General features: G+C 61.0%; 13 protein-coding genes and 7 pseudogenes. 9 read left to right on the forward strand and 11 right to left on the reverse strand.

From position 1 onward, the window contains the following. Window positions 1–4: 4 nt before the first annotated feature. From ABMA59_RS24915 to ABMA59_RS24930, 4 genes and pseudogenes are all read right to left on the reverse strand, one after another. On the reverse strand, window positions 5–994 hold the full coding sequence (locus tag ABMA59_RS24915; RefSeq protein WP_349008094.1) for an IS5 family transposase: 990 nt from the start codon (window positions 992–994) through the stop codon (window positions 5–7). A gap of 21 nt (window positions 995–1,015) precedes the next feature. Then, window positions 1,016–1,556 (reverse strand): annotated as a pseudogene (locus tag ABMA59_RS24920) (Mu transposase domain-containing protein); the annotation flags it as partial. Between the two features lie 60 nt (window positions 1,557–1,616). Next, a pseudogene (locus ABMA59_RS24925) lies at window positions 1,617–2,177 on the reverse strand (IS3 family transposase); the annotation flags it as partial. Further along, window positions 2,167–2,461 (reverse strand): annotated as a pseudogene (locus ABMA59_RS24930) (IS21 family transposase); the annotation flags it as partial. The pseudogenes ABMA59_RS24930 and ABMA59_RS24925, both read right to left, overlap by 11 nt. A gap of 65 nt (window positions 2,462–2,526) precedes the next feature. Here ABMA59_RS24930 and ABMA59_RS24935 point away from each other — a divergent pair. Beyond that, window positions 2,527–3,417 carry an FAD-dependent oxidoreductase gene (locus ABMA59_RS24935; RefSeq protein ID WP_349008095.1) on the forward strand — a complete coding sequence of 297 codons (891 nt, stop codon included), beginning with the start codon at window positions 2,527–2,529 and terminating at the stop codon, window positions 3,415–3,417. Window positions 3,418–3,449: 32 nt separating this feature from the next. Here the strand turns inward: ABMA59_RS24935 and ABMA59_RS24940 are convergent. The 5 genes and pseudogenes from ABMA59_RS24940 to ABMA59_RS24960 all read right to left on the reverse strand — a co-directional run. Then, window positions 3,450–3,707: pseudogene (locus ABMA59_RS24940) on the reverse strand (transposase); the annotation flags it as partial. 170 nt (window positions 3,708–3,877) lie between these two features. Further along, the gene (locus tag ABMA59_RS24945; RefSeq protein WP_349008096.1) at window positions 3,878–5,032 is read right to left on the reverse strand and encodes a dihydrodipicolinate synthase family protein; all 1,155 of its coding nucleotides are present in this window, start codon (window positions 5,030–5,032) and stop codon (window positions 3,878–3,880) included. Beyond that, a complete protein-coding gene (locus ABMA59_RS24950; protein ID WP_349008097.1) occupies window positions 4,974–5,756 on the reverse strand; it encodes an IclR family transcriptional regulator in 783 nt (260 codons plus the stop codon). Before ABMA59_RS24950 ends, ABMA59_RS24945 begins: the two co-directional genes overlap by 59 nt. A 17-nt stretch (window positions 5,757–5,773) precedes the next feature. After that, the gene (locus ABMA59_RS24955) at window positions 5,774–6,964 is read right to left on the reverse strand and encodes an enolase C-terminal domain-like protein (RefSeq protein ID WP_349008098.1); all 1,191 of its coding nucleotides are present in this window, start codon (window positions 6,962–6,964) and stop codon (window positions 5,774–5,776) included. After that, complete coding sequence (locus ABMA59_RS24960) at window positions 6,961–7,350, reverse strand: hypothetical protein (protein WP_349008099.1); 390 nt, start codon at window positions 7,348–7,350, stop codon at window positions 6,961–6,963. The genes ABMA59_RS24955 and ABMA59_RS24960 overlap by 4 nt, the downstream gene beginning before the upstream one ends. A 479-nt stretch (window positions 7,351–7,829) precedes the next feature. On the opposite strand from ABMA59_RS24960, the gene ABMA59_RS24965 reads away from it, so the two are divergent. The 6 genes from ABMA59_RS24965 (at window position 7,830) to ABMA59_RS24990 (ending at window position 14,196) form a co-directional block, all read left to right on the forward strand. Continuing rightward, the gene (locus ABMA59_RS24965) at window positions 7,830–9,458 is read left to right on the forward strand and encodes a peptide ABC transporter substrate-binding protein (RefSeq protein ID WP_349008100.1); all 1,629 of its coding nucleotides are present in this window, start codon (window positions 7,830–7,832) and stop codon (window positions 9,456–9,458) included. 71 nt (window positions 9,459–9,529) lie between these two features. After that, window positions 9,530–10,501, forward strand: coding sequence for an ABC transporter permease (locus ABMA59_RS24970; RefSeq protein WP_349008101.1), 972 nt, complete (start codon window positions 9,530–9,532; stop codon window positions 10,499–10,501). Then, on the forward strand, window positions 10,498–11,406 hold the full coding sequence (locus ABMA59_RS24975; protein WP_349008102.1) for an ABC transporter permease: 909 nt from the start codon (window positions 10,498–10,500) through the stop codon (window positions 11,404–11,406). The genes ABMA59_RS24970 and ABMA59_RS24975 overlap by 4 nt, the downstream gene beginning before the upstream one ends. 2 nt (window positions 11,407–11,408) lie before the next feature. Next, window positions 11,409–12,413 (forward strand): ABC transporter ATP-binding protein, encoded by a 1,005-nt coding sequence (locus ABMA59_RS24980; protein ID WP_349008103.1) that lies wholly within the window; start codon window positions 11,409–11,411, stop codon window positions 12,411–12,413. After that, a complete protein-coding gene (locus ABMA59_RS24985; RefSeq protein WP_349008104.1) occupies window positions 12,410–13,378 on the forward strand; it encodes an ABC transporter ATP-binding protein in 969 nt (322 codons plus the stop codon). The genes ABMA59_RS24980 and ABMA59_RS24985 overlap by 4 nt, the downstream gene beginning before the upstream one ends. 71 nt (window positions 13,379–13,449) lie before the next feature. After that, window positions 13,450–14,196, forward strand: a complete 747-nt coding sequence (locus ABMA59_RS24990) for an SDR family NAD(P)-dependent oxidoreductase (protein WP_349008105.1) — start codon at window positions 13,450–13,452, stop codon at window positions 14,194–14,196. Between the two features lie 87 nt (window positions 14,197–14,283). Here the strand turns inward: ABMA59_RS24990 and ABMA59_RS24995 are convergent. Beyond that, window positions 14,284–14,493 (reverse strand): annotated as a pseudogene (locus tag ABMA59_RS24995) (DDE-type integrase/transposase/recombinase); the annotation flags it as partial. Window positions 14,494–14,740: 247 nt separating this feature from the next. Next, a complete protein-coding gene (locus ABMA59_RS25000; protein WP_349008106.1) occupies window positions 14,741–15,442 on the reverse strand; it encodes an IS6 family transposase in 702 nt (233 codons plus the stop codon). A 53-nt stretch (window positions 15,443–15,495) separates the two neighbouring features. Here ABMA59_RS25000 and ABMA59_RS25005 point away from each other — a divergent pair. Further along, a pseudogene (locus ABMA59_RS25005) lies at window positions 15,496–15,954 on the forward strand (oxidoreductase); the annotation flags it as partial. A 234-nt stretch (window positions 15,955–16,188) separates the two neighbouring features. Continuing rightward, window positions 16,189–17,265, forward strand: a pseudogene (locus ABMA59_RS25010) (ISL3 family transposase); the annotation flags it as partial. Window positions 17,266–17,692: the final 427 nt, after the last annotated feature.

The raw sequence follows: 17,692 nt of genomic DNA on the forward strand, positions 1-17,692 counted from the left end.
TCGTCTATGCGGGGGCCGTCATGCGACGGACGGATTTCGGGCGTGCACATGCCAACATGCGATTGAGGGAGGCGCAGCCGATGGCGACCTCAGTCTGTTGCGCCCCGAAGGATCGCGCCCGCAGGCGGCGACCGATGATCGACTTGTATCTGCCGATCGCGGTCTCGACCAGCGAACGCTTGCCGTAGCCGGTGTCGGCTTGCCACCGCATCCGGCCGTCCATGTTGATCGCCGCGATATGACGGCTTCGTTGACTGGAGGGCCTGGTGTCCGATCCTTCCACCGCGTTGGCGCGCGGCGGAATGACGACCGCGGCGCCGGCGGTGTGGTTGCTGACGGTATCGTAGGTCGGTTTGCCGTCATAGGCACCGTCAGCGGTAAACTGACCGATCGAAACGTCGACCTGGTCGAGCAGTGGCTCCACCTGCGAGGCATCGCCTGTGTCCTGGTCGGTCATGACGTGGGCGATGATCTCGCCGCTGTCGGCATCCAGTGCCAGATGCAGTTTGCGCCAGCTTCGCCGCGACATGACGCCGTGCTTTTCCTCCAGCCACTGGCCGGCGCCGTAGACTTCAAGCCCAGTGCTGTCGACGAGAACGTGCATGGGTCCTTCTCCTGGAATCCTGCAACCTTGCCGTCTGTCAGACGATCGCCATGTGCTTGCCCGCCGGCTAAGCGTGGTATGATCGGGCACGGCGAGAGCCAACCCCATCAGTTGCAACACCGATGTCAGCAAGCCCTCTGTCTGACGCAACCGCAGGCCGAACACCAGTCCCAGCGTCAGAGCGGTCTCGATTGCCAGATCGGAGTAACGCGGCTGCCCCCCGCGGGTCGTGCGCTTCGGCGCTTGCCACTGCGACAAAGCTTCCGCGGTCACCCACAGCGTCAAGCTGCCGCGTCGGCAAAGGCCAGCCTCATACTCCGGCCAATTGGTCACCTTGAACTTCATCTTGCCGATGCGATGGCGGCGGGCGGCATTGTGTTTGAAGGGCATGAAGCTGACGAACCGAATATCTCAACCACCGCGCGACTGCATCATGACCGCTGAACGATCCGTGCACCAACGCTCCGCCGAGGTCGTCTTCACGTTGGTCTTCGGCAGATGGGGATAGGCGCTCAGATCGAGCCGCGCGGGACGGCGTTCGATGCGGGCCAGCGCGATGCTTGACCGCATCGAAGCCGATCGCGCCGAGCCGGATCGCTTCGGTGACGGCGTAGGCCACGACCTCCTTCGGGAGCGCCTCCATCAGCCGCAGAACCTGGATGAACTCCCGCTTGCCGCGATTGCCCATGCGGGCCTCCATGAGATGACCCAGGGGCTGGAACGTCTCGGGAAGACCCCAATCCTTCAACGGCGCCGCCTGATCGAGCGCGTTCGGCTTCGTCTCGATCAGCGCCAGATAGTGCAGCGGGTCGAAGACGAAGACGCCGGACCCATAGGAACGCTGATGTCGGGCGATCTCTTCGCCGCGGCACAGGATGACGACCTCGTCCACGAACCCCTTCACCATCACCTCCTGGAAGCCATGGCTGGTCGGAACCGAGTAGTCGTTGCCGCTGACCTGAGCCCCATATCTCCTCCGGTTTGAGGGAGAGTCCTAGTTTTGTTTGTGGCCTCATGCGGCCTGTTTTTCCAGCGTAGATTTCATTGCGAACTCGGCGGGCGGGACGTTGCCGAGGGCCGAGTGCGGTCTGTGGCGGTTGTAGTCCTCCTTCCATGAGGTGATGGCGCTACGGGCTTCGGATAAGGATGAGAACAGCGTGTCATTGAGGCACTCGTCCCTGAAGCGACCGTTGAAGCTCTCCACGAAGGCGTTTTGCATGGGCTTGCCCGGCGCGATGTAGTGCCATTCCACGCCGGTCTGCTGGCACCACCGCAGGATCGCCGTCGAGGTCAGCTCGGTGCCGTTGTCGGAGACGATCGTGTCCGGCCGGCCGCGCCAGCGGATGATGTTATCCAGTTCGCGCACGACGCGCAGGCCCGACAGCGAGGTGTCGGCGACCAGCGCCAGGCACTCCCGCGTATAGTCATCGACCACGGCCAGCACTCGGAAGCGACGACCGTCGGTGAAGGTGTCGGAGACGAAGTCCAGGCTCCACCGGGCGTTGGCGCGATCCGGAACGAGCATGGGCCGACGCGTGCCCAGCGCTCGCTTGCGGCCACCGCGCCGGCGAACCCATGCTCATCGCGCAGCCGTTCAAAAATCCGCTTCGCCGTATGCCGCTGCTTCACCGGACCCACGCGATCCGTCTCCAGAATCGCGTCGATCACCGAAAGCAGCGCACCCAGCTTCGGCCTCGCGACAGGCTTCGTTCGCGTATAGCCCGGTGGCAAAGAGAACACGCACATCTTCGAAACCGTCTCCCGGCTCAGCCCGAATATCCGCGCTGCCTCGCGACGGCTGTTCCCCTCGACAAAAACGAAATGTCGGACGGCGGCATACACTTCCACGGCAAACATCCCGGCCGACCCCCAAAGGGACCAGCCTAGCCACTGGACGGCTTTTACTCCGCCGCACCGCCAACATGACCGCGCTCCAATGGTCTACTTTGTCACCGCCCTGCACAGGAGACGCAGATGTTTGTGCACTCGCCGGGGCTTCGTTTGAATTGGCCGGAGAAACGGGAGAGGCCCAGGCACTCACCACAACATTTCGCCTGGCCGGCATAAATCTGGATGCGTACAAGCAAATCCCAAAAGACAGGATTAGGCAACTACTACGTCAAGCCCAAGCTGGCAGTGAATATGACTTGCCTCATGACGATGGCTTTATCGGAACAACGTTTTTCCAGGGCGGAGGGCAAGCCATCACGACCCGAATTTCCGGGTTGAACCCAACTAACCCGCAAGATCTGACGACCGCCGAGATTCTCGGTCGAAAACAGGCATACGAGTACTACCGCTTCTACAGGGACAATGTTCCAGGCTTCCAACATTCCACGCTCGTAGCGTTCAGCACTCAAATTGGAGTGCGCGAGGGCCGCCGCGTTTTCGGGGAATATCGCCTGGAGTTGTCTGATGTGATGGAAGCGAGGAAGTTCAGCGACGTCATCGCGCAATCCGGCTCTCCGGTAGAAGAGCAAGGAGGTTTGGGTGTCAAATGGACCCATATTCTTAACGACGGCGTCTACGACATTCCGTTGCGATGCCTGATCCCCAGGGATTTGATCAACGTGCTTGTTGCCGGGCGGTGCCTATCGGCAAGTTATCACGCGCATGCAAGTTGTCGTCTGCTGGCTCAGTGCATGGCGATGGGCGAGGCGGCAGGCACTGCTGCCGCGCTTTGTCTGGAGCACGGGCATAATGTCCGCGATCTTGATGTGAACAAGCTGCAATCGGTGCTCATCGCCAATGGTGCGATCCTCCACGACGCGCAGCACTGCCCGGGCGGCGGCGTAGGCCGTCTGGGCCATTGAGCGGCGCGCCGCCGCCGAGCCCCGCTCCGCCCGCGAACCCGTGCCAGCAAGGCCGCGTCTGACCACGGCGCCTGTCCCACCAAATGCAGCAGAGACTGATGCTTGGCCGCCACCCGCGTTGGCGCCGTGACGGCCGCCAACGGCTCCACGCTCTTGCGCTCCATCGGCATCAGAAGTCCCAGACAGTAATCCTTCAGCGGCTCAGCGCGGTCGGCGTGGCCGATCACCCCGATCAAAGCATCCACATAAGCGTCGAATGCGGCTTCACTCTCGGCTGTCCAGTCGGGCATGGCAGTGCGCTTCCCTGATCACCAATCAGCACACTAACAAATCCCCGACCAGCGCGAATCCCCCCTCATCCGCGACTTTCTGACTCAGTAAGATTAACTCCCAATGCGAAAACTACTTCAAGGCTGCTGGATATGACGCGGATTGACCGAACGCGCCCTAGCATGCGTTCTCAAGCGCAGACCGGATAGGGCGCTGACGTCGGGACGATTCCGGCGATCAGTTCGTCGATTTCGCTCTGGGTGATCGGATCGATCGCTACGGTGGGGCTTCGCACATGGGCCGTGCGGATCACTCCGCGGCGCACCAGCAGCTGCTTGTGGAGGTGGAAGAAGATGTCGCTGCCCTGCGTTGCGAGTCGATTGACCCCAGTGAAGGATATGTCGAACACTTTTCGCGCTGCCGCGAGATCGCCCTTCTGGAACAGATCCCACACGTCGACAAATTGCCTGGGCTGGCTGCAGAACGGCATAGTGCCCCGCGCCCCGCGTCGCAGTTCCTCGACGAAGTAGCCGCCACCCGCGCCGCCGAAGATCACAAGTCGATCCTCGACCACCGTTGCCATATCCGCTACCTTGACAGTGACCGGCAGGGTCTCGACCTTGATATAGCGTACATTTGGACATTGGTCCGCGATCCGAAGCGCCAACCCCGGTGGAATAGGCGCCTGCGGGATATCCTGGAGGATCAGCGGCAGATCTACCGCGCGCGAAACCCTGCGGTAGTACTCTAGGATCTCGTCGGCCCCGATCGGCCAAAAGCTTGGTGGCATAATCATCAACGCGTCGGCGCCGAGGTCAGCTGCCATATGCGAATAGTGCGCTGAGAGCTCCGTTCCGTTTGCCCCCGAATTAATAACCACCGGCACGCGGCCGCGCACATGCTCCACCACGCAGCGAATCACTTGGGCCCGCTCGGTCTCGGTGAGCTTGAACACTTCGCTCCCGAGCGCCACGCCGAGCCCATGGACTCCCGAGCTGATGTTAAAGTTGATAAGAGATGCGAGGCTTTCTTCATCAATGCGACCATCCTCAAAGAAGGGCGTCAGGAGAATAGGAACCACGCCCTCAATCACAGGGGAATTCATCGGCTCGTCTTTCTGTTCAGGTTTCGGATGCACGAAATGGAACATCTCCTCGACCGCTACTGGATCGGCGAGAAATTGGGATTGATATTTTCGAGCTAGATCTCGTTGTGCTTCTGGTCGCGTATCGTCCCGTTGCCGGCTCAGCTTCATCATCAGGTGATGCGAACCATAGAACAGCTCCTCAGACGGTGGGCCCGTGGCAAGCCGGCGCGGCGGCAGGCCAAGCGCCGGCGAAACCAAGGCGACGGCTCACGTGTTCACAGGCCTCCCAGAGCTGTTCTACGACCGGGATGATTCCGGCGCCTGGCTCCTTCACCGAGGGACCGGTAACGCTGATGGCGCCCGCGGAATGACCGAAACGGTCGAGGATCGGCACGGAGACGCAATAGACGCCTATCACTACTTCCTGCTCATCGATCGAATAGAAGCGTTCGCGGATGCGATCGATTTCCTCGCGCAAGCGGTGCGGGTCGGCAATGGTGTGGTTGGTGAACACGGGAAGCGGCATGGCATAGACTTCCTCGCGCTTGTCCTCGGCCATAAAGGCAAGCATAGCCTTACCGGCGCCGCCGCAACTGAGCGGCCCGCGCGAGCCGATGCTCAAGTCGAGCTGCATACCCTCGTTACCGCGCACCTTGTCAACGCAGACGCCGAAGTGACCTGACAGCACGTTGACGTTGACTGTCTCCCCAGTTGCCTCGGCAATACGCTCGGCAAAGGGGCGGCAAAGGCGCGGCAGGTCGATGCGCTCGAGCTGCAGCCCGGTGATCTCGAGTAGGCGGAAGCTAAGCTCCCATTCGCCGCTCGGGGTGCGATCGACGACCCCCGCTTCGGCGAGGTCGAGCAATACTCGGTGCAACGAGCCGAGCGGCAACTTGAGCTGCTGGGCAACGGCACGGACACCTAGCGGGCCTCTGCGGGCCAGCAGATCCATGACTTGTACGGATCGGATGACGCTCGACATGCGCCTGGCGCTCCGGGTCACCAGTGGGTCTTCTTGGTTGTGGCGTTGGGCTCGATCAGGTTGTCGTTAATGTAGTCCCACTCGATCTCGTAGCCCATGCCCGGCCCCTTGGGCAGGTGCACGTAACCTTCGGCATCGATCTTATCGACGACGTTCTTCAGGTACGGGTGCGGCTTGTCATAGTCGACGCCCGGCGCGAGCAGGCCCTTCTCGTAATACTCGGACGTATCTTCCGGGGTCGCACCGCAGACCTGGAGATTGCCCCAGCCTGCCATGTGCATTTCGCAGCGTAGCCCATAAGCCTCGGCAACAATGGCAGTCTTTCGGGCGCCGGTGATGCCGCCGCGCACCACGTCGATGCGGCTCATGTCGCCCGCACCGCGCAGTATCCATTCGGCGCGGGAAAAGACGCCGCCGGCGACGATCTCGGGCGAAAGGATCGGGATGGTGAGTTCGCGGCAAAGGCGCACATAGCTCTCGACCCGGTATTCTGGCATGGGATGCTCGTACCAATAGTAGTTGAGCTTTTCGAGTTCGCGTCCGACCTGGATGGCTTCCTCAAGAGACATGTATGTGCCCCAAGGGTCGTACATCAGCACGTAGTCCGGGCCGACGGCCTCGCGCACGAGGTGGATCGTTTCAATATCAGCCTTGATGTTGGAAGGGCGTCCAGGCGTAGGCTTGCCGGTCTCGGGATTCCAGAAATAGTGCGGGTGGATCTTATAGGCGATATAGCCTTCGTTTTTGCACTGAAGCGCATGCTCGGCATAGATACGAGGCTTGCCGATATTGGGATAAGTAGAAGCGTAGGCCTTCACCTTATCGCGGGCCCCCCCCATGAGCTTATAGACCGGCAATTGGGCGTAGCGCCCGGCGAGATCCCAGAGCGCATTGTCGATTACGCTCGCGACGTTTTCTTGGACGTTGGCAACCCAGAGCCACTTCCAGATCATCTCGCGGTCCATCGGGTCTTGGCCAATGAGCAGATCCTTGATGCGCCACAGGATCAGTTGTTGGTCGACGACGTTCAGACCTTCGTTGTCGCCATGCGAGCCGCCGCCGAGATAGTGGCCAAACACACCCTCGTCGGTATGGATAGTGAGCACCGTCTGCATGAGCTCAATGTCGGGCAGCGGCAGGGCATGGCCCACATCCCATCGGTCGGCGGTGGTTTTGAACGTCTTGATGGTGATGTCCGAGATTTTCACGGCACGGGGTTCCTTGAGATGTTGAATACTTGTAGGCGCCGCCGGCGCGGAGCCGGTCGACGAGGGCGGCGGGCAAAATAGTCGAGCGTCACGATCATGCGATTGATCATCAGGGTGTTGGCCGCGCCCCAGGGCGTGCCGGCGAGGACGCCGACGTTCACCACCCCGAGCGCGGCATACCACCTTCGAAGAGACGCGCAGCGACAGGGCTCGCAAGCATCATGTCGGCAAGAAGGCAGGTCAAAGAAGCCGCTGTTGTTGCCGGTCAACCGCAGCTCTTCGCGCAGGTAGAGTTTCAGCGAAGAAGCGGCGACTTCCACAATGGGCACGAAACTGCAAGCGCTATTGCCAACGTGAAGCACGGGCGCAACGGCCGCGTTCCCCATGAAGTCCCTCCCAACACTCTACTGATTTGTTCCAAATATGGAACGACCGTTTCATATTGGGGACAGCTAAGCACTGACAAAGGGGCAAGTCAACGGGTGAGAATTCGACTCTCTGACGACCTCGGGCTCGAAGGCGCGAACGAGCCAAGACATCTTGCAAACCCGAATCCAATTTAGGCTTAGCTCGGTTCACAACAGCCCTACCGGTCGTGGATCGGCCATGGCCAGCATCTCAGCTGTTGGCTTGCGTGGAGAACGCCGTGACGGAAGCATCCGCGATCTTCATTGCCTCCTTCCCTCAGTGGCGCCTCCCGGATCGGCGCCTCCTCAAATGTGAGGCGCTTCCTCCGGAGCAACTTGACGCGCCGCTGTTTCTAGGCAACAATCAATATCGGAACATTCGTTCCATATATGGAACAGGCGATGGGATGGCTCTTCATGGGCTAACGGAGGATCGCCGTCCGAAGGGAGGGTTTGAGATGATCCTATCAGGCTTGGCTACGAGGCCATGGCGGACAATTGTTGCCGGAGTAATACTCGCGGGCCTGTTCGCGGTGGTGCCGACCGTGGCGGAGGAGAAACTGCAAGGCGGCACGCTGGTGTTCGCCCACGAGCAGGAACCAGGCACATTCAACCTGTTCCATCCGAGCGGGCAAAGCGGCGCCGTGGCAGCGGCCAGTGGCCTAATGCAGGTTGGAACCTACAGGTTCCCGCCCGACGGCGTGCCGGTGCCTTTCATCATCGAGAAAGAGGCCGAGGTCACCGACAATCCGTTCACGGTTACCTACACGATCCGCAAGGATGCGAAGTTCAATGACGGCCATCCGATCACGGCCGAGGACTACGCGTTCACCTATGAGACGATTGTCAATCCGAAATGGACGATCGCCAACCGGAAGCCCTATGATCTAATTACCGGCTACGAGATCATCGACGAGCGCACGATCAAGTTCAGCTTCTCGGCCGCGGTTCCCACCTACAGGCAGCTCTTCCACATCGTGCTGCCCAAGCACGACCTCGAAGGCAAGAACTGGGATACGGCCTGGCAGGATCGCGTCCCGGTCTCGAACGGTCCGTTCAAGATGGAGAGCTGGCAGCGCGGCCAGCAGATCACTTTCGTGCGCAACGAGCACTTCTTCGGTGGCGGTCCGCACCTCGACCGTATCGTGATGCGCTTCGTGCCTGAAACCAATACTCTGCTGGAACTGCTTCGCTCCGGCGAGATCGATGCTTCGGATCCGCAGCCGCAACCCGAGATCATCTCGACCGCGGCCAATCTCGACGGCATCAGGATCGACGCCAAGACGGGCCTGCTGAACGAGTACATCCGCTTCAATTTCAAAACGCCCGGCCTCGACAAGAAGTATGTGCGGCGCGCCATCATGATGGGCATCGACCGCCAGGCGATCGTCGACCAGCTGATGAAGCCCGTCGATCCGAATGCGGCGCCGCCGCAGAGCTGGGTGTTCGCGCCGTCGAACCCCCATTTCCAGCCGAAGTTCGAGTCGCTCGGCTACAATCCCGAAGGCGCCGTCACGCTGCTCGAAGACAATGGCTGCAGGCGCGGCGCCGACCAGATTTTCGTGTGCGACGGGGCAAAGCTCGACTTCGGGTTCGTGACCACCGCCGGCAGCGAGCGACGCGAGCTGACCTTCGAGATCGTCCAGGCCTATCTGCAGGCGATCGGCATCAGCGTCAGAGCCGACTTCTCGGAAGCCGCCGCCCAGTTCGGCACGCGCGGGCCGCAGGGCCAATACGACCTTTTCGTCCAGGGCGGCCTCTTCGACGACCCTATCTCACTGATGCCGTACATGGGATGCGAGGGCAAGATCAATGCCTCCGGCTACTGCAACCCCGAACTCGACGCGGTGATGAACGAGATCACCGTGGCGGCCGAGCCGGACAAGCGGGCCGAGCTCCTCAACAAGATGGACTCGATCCTGGCCGACGACCTGCCGTTCTTCCCGGTGTTTGGCCTGTCGCGCATGGTAGTCTACAACGCCAACCGAGTGGGTGGATTCAACGTGAGCCCGTTCACCGATGGCGTAGTTTCGACCGGTGGCTGGTACTGGAACTGGAATGCCCAGGACTTCTACCGCGTTCAGTAATCCTTCCGTCCGGGGCCGGCGAATTGACGTTGGCCCCCGCGTTCCCCGCCTACCGCCACGGGAGTTTTCAGTTGCCCCGGCTAATCGCAAATCGGATGTTCTTCAGCCTGTTCGTGCTTCTTGCCGCCACGCTGGTTATCTTTTTCGGCATTTCGTCAATCAGCGATCCGCTCGGCGAACTGCGCAGCGAACCCAATATCAGCCCCGAGTCGTTGCAGCGGCTGATCGACCGCAAGCATCTCGAAGAGCCGCTGGTGGTGCAGTACGGCTACTGGGTCAAGGACATGGTGACCGCACAGTTCGGCAACGATCTGAAGTTCGACCGGCCGATCTGGCCTGAACTCAGCCGCGCGCTGGTCAACACCGTACAACTCGTTATCTTCGCCGAGCTCTTTGCGATCGTACTGGCAGTCATCATCGGAGTGATGGCGGGGCGCTTCCAGTACTCGGTCTTCGACTATGGCACGACCATCCTGAGCTTCATTGGCTACTCGATCCCGATCTTCTGGTTCGCGCTGATCCTCCAGATCCTCGCTGTGAATTTCTATCAGACGACAGGCGTAAGGGCGGTCTACATCTCGGGCCTCTCGTCGGTCGACGCGCCGACAGGCCTCATGTTTTATGTCGACCGCATACAGCATCTCATCCTGCCGATCCTTGCACTCTCAGTCACCTCAATCGCCGCCTATTCGCGTTATCTGCGCGCCTCGATGATCGAGGTGATCAACGCGGACTATGTCCGCACCGCCCGCGCCAAAGGACTCAGCGAGCCTAAGGTGGTGCTCCGGCATGCTTTGCGCAACGCGGCCGTACCCCTCGCTACGGTGGTGGGCGTCAATCTCGGAACCGTGTTCAGCGGCACGATCATTATCGAGACGATCTTCTCTATGCCCGGCATGGGGCTGTTCTTCTTCAACGCGCTCTCTACGAGAGATGTCTATTCTATCATGGCTTGGCTCATGGTCACGGCTTCGCTGACGATGCTGTTCAACTTGGTCACCGACATCGTCTATGGCCTGCTCGACCCCAGGACCCGTACATGACCTGCTCCACTTCGGCTGCGGCCCGGCGCGAGGGCTCGATGATCCGGCATCGGTCGCGGCTATGGCGATTCCTGTCCCGCTTCGCGCGCCATCGCGTAGCGGTGGTCAGCCTCGTCATCCTCCTTGCCATCATGATGGCGGCACTGAACGCCGGAGGGATCAGCCCCTACAACTATGACAGCATGAACTTGCCGGCGGCGAACCTAGGGCCAACGATGGAAGGCCGGCACTATTTCGGCACCGATAAGCTTGGCCGCGACTATTTCACGCGCGTGTTTTACGGCACTCGTACGACGATCTTCGTTGCGATGACCGTGGCGCTGCTTTCGACTCTGATCGGGACGATAGTTGGCGCGGCGGCGGGCTATTTCGGCGGCCGGATCGACAATCTACTGATGCGCCTCACGGACCTGGTGATCATCCTGCCGGGCCTCGCGCTTCTGATGATCCTTACCACCTTCCTCGGCGAGGGTACGCCAATGCAGGTTGCGATCCTGCTCTCATCGCTGCTGTGGACGCTGGTCGCCCGTATCGTACGAGCACAGTTTCTGTCGCTCAGGCGGCGCGAATTCGTTGAGGCCGCGATCCTCGCTGGGGCATCGCCGTGGCGAGTGATCTGGCGTCACATTCTGCCGAACACGCTCGGCCCGATCATCGTCAATGCGACATTGACCATCTCGACCGCCATCCTCATCGAGTCCGCACTCTCGTTCATCGGTTTCGGCGTCAAACCGCCAACGCCGGCGCTGGGCCAATTGATCAGCCAGGGGCGCGGTTCGATGCAGACGCAGTGGTGGCTGGTGACCTTTCCAGGGCTGATGATCGTGACGATCTGCCTCACGATCAACTTTATCGGCGACGGCTTGCGCGATGCGCTCGATGCCCGCCATGCGCGGCGGAGCTGAGCATGGACCGCAGCGGCCCGCCCCTTCTTTCAGTCGAAGACCTGATTACCGAGTTTCACACCGCCGACGGGGTCGTACACGCCGTCGACGGGGTATCGTACGAGCTGTGGCCTGGCGAGACGCTGGCCGTGGTCGGCGAGTCCGGCTCGGGCAAGAGCGTGACAGCCATGTCGATCCTGGGCCTCGTGCAGCAGCCGCCCGGCCGGATCGTGGGCGGCCGGGTGATGTTCGAAGGCCGGGATCTGCTGCGGCTATCGCGTCGGGAGATGCGGGCGGTCCGCGGCCGGTCGATCGCGATGATCTTCCAGGACCCGATGACGTCGCTGAACCCAGTACTGACGGTCGGCTTTCAAATCACCGAAGCGATACTTGCGCACGACACGGACCGCGGCAAGGCCGAGGAGCGGGCGATCGCTCTGCTCTCGACTGTGGGCGTGCCCAACGCAAAGGAGCGCTTCAGCCAATATCCGCACCAGTATTCGGGCGGCATGCGGCAGCGCGCTTTGATCGCGATGGCGATCGCCAACGGACCGCGGCTGCTCATTGCGGACGAACCGACAACCGCGCTCGACGTGACCATCCAGGCCCAGGTGTTCGAGACACTGAAGTTAGCGCAGCAGGAGACGCAGGCGGCGATGATCCTGATTACGCACGATCTCGGCCTCGTCGCGGAAATGGCAGACCGGGTCGCCGTGATGTATGCAGGACGGGTGGTCGAGACGGCTGGGGTGCGCGAGCTATTTCACGCGCCACGACACCCTTACACGGTCGGGCTAATGAGGAGTCTGCCCAGACTCGACAACCGGAGCGGGCACTTGATGCCGATTCCGGGCTCGCCGCCCAGCCTAATCCAACCGCCGCCTGGCTGTCCTTTCCATCCGCGCTGCGCGTCCTATGCCGGACGAAGTCGCTGCCACACGGAACGTCCCGCGCTGCGGCAAGTGGAGCCCAACCACGCTTCGGCCTGCCACTTCGCTGAAGACCTTGCGCGAAAAGTGCCTACATGACCCGTTCTAGCTCCGAAACTCCACTCCTCACCGTCGATCGATTAACCAAGCGTTATGGCAGTGACGTACGCGCAGTTGACGCCGTGAGCTTCACACTCCAGCGCGGCGAAACGCTCGGCCTTGTCGGCGAGTCGGGTTGCGGAAAATCAACGACGGGCCGCTGCATCATAGGCCTTGAACGGCTGACAGCTGGGACTGTAGCATTCGAGGGGCACGATGTCGGCAGCGCGAGACGCGCCGAGCTGAAGTTAATCCGGCGCAACCTACAATACGTCTTCCAGGATCCCTACTCCTCACTGAACCCGTTGATGACGATCCAAGCGACGCTGGAGGAGCCGCTACTCCTAGCCGGAGTGCGCCGAAGGGAGCGGCGCGATCGGGTGGCCGAGCTGATGCAACTCGTGGGCCTTGCACCCGAGCACGCCAACCGGTTTCCGCACGAGTTCTCAGGCGGCCAGCGACAGCGCATCGGTATCGCGCGCGCCCTGGCGCTCAACCCCAAGCTAATTATCCTCGATGAGCCTGTTTCGGCTCTCGACGTCTCGATTCAGGCGCAAGTGATCAACCTGCTCGAGGATCTGCAGGATCGCCTCGGGCTAGCCTACCTCTTTGTCGCGCACGACCTGTCGGTGGTGAGCCATACCTGCGACCGCGTGGCAGTTATGTATCTAGGCCGCATCGTCGAGATTGGCACCCGGGACGAGATCTTCGACCATCCCACGCATCCTTATACGCAAGCGCTGCTTTCGGCGATACCGATCCACGACCCAGACAAGCGCGGGCAGCGGCGGCGTATCGTGCTGTCGGGCGATCTGCCGAACGCGGCTAATCCACCATCGGGCTGTCGCTTCCGGACCCGCTGCTGGAAAGCGTCCGAGATCTGCGCCGCGACCGAACCGATACTCGAGCCCAAGGCCAGCGGCCAGCAGGCGGCGTGCCATTTCGCGCCTTCGAAGGCGGACTAGGGCATCGCCTTGGGGAGATAGCTTGTCTCAGGCTACTAAAGCCGTTCGCATGTGAGCAATAGAGAGGGTGAATGAACCAGATTGATCTCAAGGGCCAAGTGGCCGTCATCACTGGCGGTGCACAAGGCATCGGCTTCGCCATCGCGCGACGGCTCGTTGCCTCGGGCGCCAAGGTCAGCCTCTGGGACTTGGATACCGAGCTGCTGGCGAGCGCCAAGGCCGAACTGGGCGAAGCCGCTTCGATGATCGCAGTCAATATCACTAACTACAATGCGGTCGCGGCCGCCGTCGTTGAGATCGAAAGAAGCCTGGGTAGTCTCGATATCCTAGTGCACTCGGCGGGTATTGCCGGCAAGAACGCACCGCTCGACGAGTACGAGCTCGACGAATGGCACCGAGTGATCGAGATCGACCTTAACGGCGCGTTCTACGTCAACCGCGCCGTGCTGCCCGGGATGAAGGCCCGCAACTATGGCCGCATCGTAAACATCGCCTCGATAGCCGGCAAGGAAGGCAACCCGAATGCCTCGGCCTATGCCGCAGCCAAGGCTGGCGTCATCGGCATGACTAAGGCGGTCGGCAAAGAGTGCGCCAAGTATGACATCGCCATCAACGTCATTACCCCGGCGACCGCCAAGACCCGTATCCTCGACGAGCTCAAGCCCGAGTTCATCGAGTACATGCTGAATCGTATCCCCCGCGGCCGCTTCCTCGAAGTCGACGAAGCTGCCAACATGGTGGCTTGGCTGGTAAGCAAAGAGAACAGCTTCACTACTGCGTCGATATTCGATTTGAGCGGCGGTCGCGCGACCTACTGAGGGCGGATGGAAGTGAAGGCACAGACCTCGCCAATCGGTTCCGTTGCAAATTCTTATCTCGGCACAGAAACCGCTGGGCGACAGCTTTCAAATCGCAGCGAAGATTTTAAACTTTTCGGCGCCGGACAGATGAGCATTGTTGGCGTACCTCGCCTGTCGATTGCGCATCATGCGGATCACTTCCATCCCGAGCAGAGTGGCGCTGGCGCTTGCGAATGACTTGAACGCGAGCATTCGGTATACACGGCGCTTGATACGCCGGTGGTCTTGCTCGATGGGGTTGTTGAGGTAATTGGCTACGTGGTAGTCGACGGCAATGTTCTCCAACGGGATACGGCGAAGCGAGGCTGGCGCTTGGAAGATGGACAGCGACGACGGTGCCGGCGCTTTACCTGCTCGACGACACGAGGAGCATCATCGGCCGTTCGAGCTCTTCCTCCAGCGCCGACGCTTGCTTGATCTGTTCTATGGACGGGGCGAACTCATCAATCGGCGATGTCACGTTGTCTGCATATAAACGCGTTGAGACCTGCGGCCGCTGATGTCAGCTGACCACGGTCACAGCTTTCCATTCCGCCATGACCTGCAGGCGGTGAATATGTGTGGCGAGAGCGGAGCGTTTTGAGCAGGGCGGGACGAAGAGATTGCGCAGCGCCGAGAAGATCGAAACGAAGCGTTGAAGTGCTCCTGGTGATCGGAAGCCTTGCATGGTCCGCTCCCGTTTTCGCAGCGGCACATGGGAATTCTCCGCCCAATTATTCAATCCCTTGTGCGACCGATGCTCGACATCCGGCATCACCTGTCGCCTGGCTGCTCCATAAGAGCGCAGCTTGTCGGTGACCATGCGCTTCGGCGCGACACCTTGCTTCTTCAACAGCCGCGTCAGCAAGCGCTTGGCCGCCTTGGTGTTGCGGCGGTTCTGGACGATCTCATCGAGCACGTAGCCATCCTGGTCGACGGCGCGCCACAACCAGTGTTTCCTGCCGACGATGGTGATGACGACCTCGTCCAGATGCCAGACATCGTTTCGGTTGGGCTGCTTGCGGCGCAAGCGGCGAGCGTAATCCGGACCGAACTTGATGCCCCACCGGCGGATTGTCTCATACGAAACCACGATCCCGCGCTCCAGCAGCATTTCCTCGACCAGACGCAGGCTCAAGGGGAACCTGTAGTAGAGCCAGACGGCATGGGCGATGATCTGCGGCGGGAAACGATGACGCTTGTAGCTGACCGTCGCGGTGTTCATGCATGTGCGTCTACCCTGCCAGCCCCTCACAAGCTGTTAACGTGACATCACCCTTAAACCTGCTGGCCACGGTTCGTCTTGATCGTCTCCTGATCCCGCAGATGATCGCGCGGGGCGCCGGCGCGGTGGTGCATGTCACCTCCATCCAGTCCGTCCTGCCGCTTCCCGAGGCAACCACCGCATACGCCAGCGCCAAGGCCGCGCTCCGGACGTACAGCAAGTCCATCTCCAAGGAACTCGGTCCCAAGGGCGTGCGGGTCAACGTCGTCTCCCCCGGATGGATCATGACCGAGGGGACCGGAGTGTTTTTGGAACGTATCCAAGCCGCCAACGGCGGCACGCTAGAGGACGCGCGCCAGCTCGTCCTGGACGGCCTTGGCGGCATTGCCATCGGGCGCGGAGCCGAACCATTCGAGGTCGCTGAAGCCATCGCCTTCCTGGCCTCGGATCGCGCCTCTTCGATCCATGGTTCGGAGCTCGTCGTCGACGGCGGCACTGTCCCGACTGTCTGATCACACGGACACGTCCACGCTTGGCCGAGCTGGCCAGGCGTGGACAGACGCATGCCATAGCCTGATTGTCCCAGCGTCTGCTCGCCGGCCTTAGAGCGAATGTCCGCTGCTCTGGCCCATCGCGACATATTGCGCTACCGCCCGAAGTCGGTCGCTATAGGGGCAGAGCAGACATTGCTTTAGTCGCATCACGCCGCCGGGTTTATGGGTACACGGCCCAGTCAAAGCGGGTGAGATTCAAGCGCGTATCGCCGTAACCATCGCTACGGCACGATCGTCTGCGATCTGGAGCGACGGCGGATTGTGACGTTGTTGCCCGACCGTGAAGTTGCCACCGTCGAGGCTTGGCTTGCTGATCACCCTGAGATCGAAACCGTCTCGCGCGACCGCGGCGGCGGTTACGGCGAAGCCACCGCCAAGGCATTACCGAATGTGGTTCAGGTCGCAGACCGCTGGCATCTCATGGAGAATGCGAGCGCGGCTTTTCTCGACGCCGTTCGCAAGTCGATGCGGATAAACCGAACTGCGATCGGCGCTACGACGATCAACCCGGGCCTGCTCACCTATGCCGAGAAACTGCAATACGAAGGCTATCTGCGGCGTGAGGAGACAAACGCGGCAATCATGAAACTTGCCAGCGAAGGCATCCCCATCAAGGAGATCGTGCGCCGCACCGGTCACAGTCGCAAACTCGTGCGCCAAGTGATACGTGGCTAGCGAACCGATATTTTCCGCGTCCGGCAGAGTTCGCTCGAGGCATGGTTGCCGTTCCTGGATGGGCAATGGATATCGGGCTGCCACAATGCAAGCGAGCTCTGGCGGCGGCTGAAGACAAAAGGCTTTCGGGGACGCCCGGGCGTCGTCAGCGAATGGGCAAGGCGACGGCGTCGCGCCGAGCAGGCATCCGATCAGCAACTCCACAAGGTGCCGTCAGCCAGAACGATCGCGCGGCTGATGACGACGGCCCGTGATCATCTGAGCAAAGCCGACACGGTCATGATCGCCGCCATCGAAGCGGGTGTGCCCCTGCTGGTGGAAGCACGCAACCTGAGCGCCGGTTTCCATTCCATGATCCGTAAGAAGCTTGCCGATGATCTCGAGCCGTGGATCGCCGACGCCGGCAAAAGCCTCATCGCGTCCTTCGCCAAGGGCATCATTCGCGACCATGCTGCCGTCCGCGCCGCGATCACCGAACCATGGTCCAACGGTCAAACAGAGGGACAGATCACCAAGCTCAAGCTTGTGAAACGGCAGATGTATGGACGCGGAAAGCTCGACCTCCTGCTAGCCAGGCTGATCGGTGCCGTATGATCCCGAACTTCATCGAGAGTGCGTCAGACTCCTTATTCCACGCCGAAACACACTCTGGGCGCTGGTTCGTCAAAAGCGACGGGCAGGTGGATCAATTCGCACCATCCGTCATGCGCATTGCACCGCGACAGGCAGTTTGGGGCGAAAGGGTACGTCCGCTCCAATCGCCGGACACAACAGATTGCTAGTGGAAACCGTTGAGCCGTAGTCTGCTATATCAAGCAGGCGAGGTCATTTCTCGGCCGGGAACTACGCTAACGAACCAGAAGACACCGGAGAGCTTGTCGATTTGGCCAGCAGCCAGACCGACCGACGCCTCTCGGGAGAGCTGCCCCATGGCGGAGCCCCAGGCGTCGATTGACGGCATGTTGCTGCGACTGGCTCCCATCCCATATCTGAGAAGATCGCAAACTCCCGGAGCCAAAAT

It is taken from the genome of Mesorhizobium yinganensis (assembly GCF_040081985.1).
In the GTDB taxonomy this organism is placed as follows: domain Bacteria; phylum Pseudomonadota; class Alphaproteobacteria; order Rhizobiales; family Rhizobiaceae; genus Kumtagia; species Kumtagia yinganensis.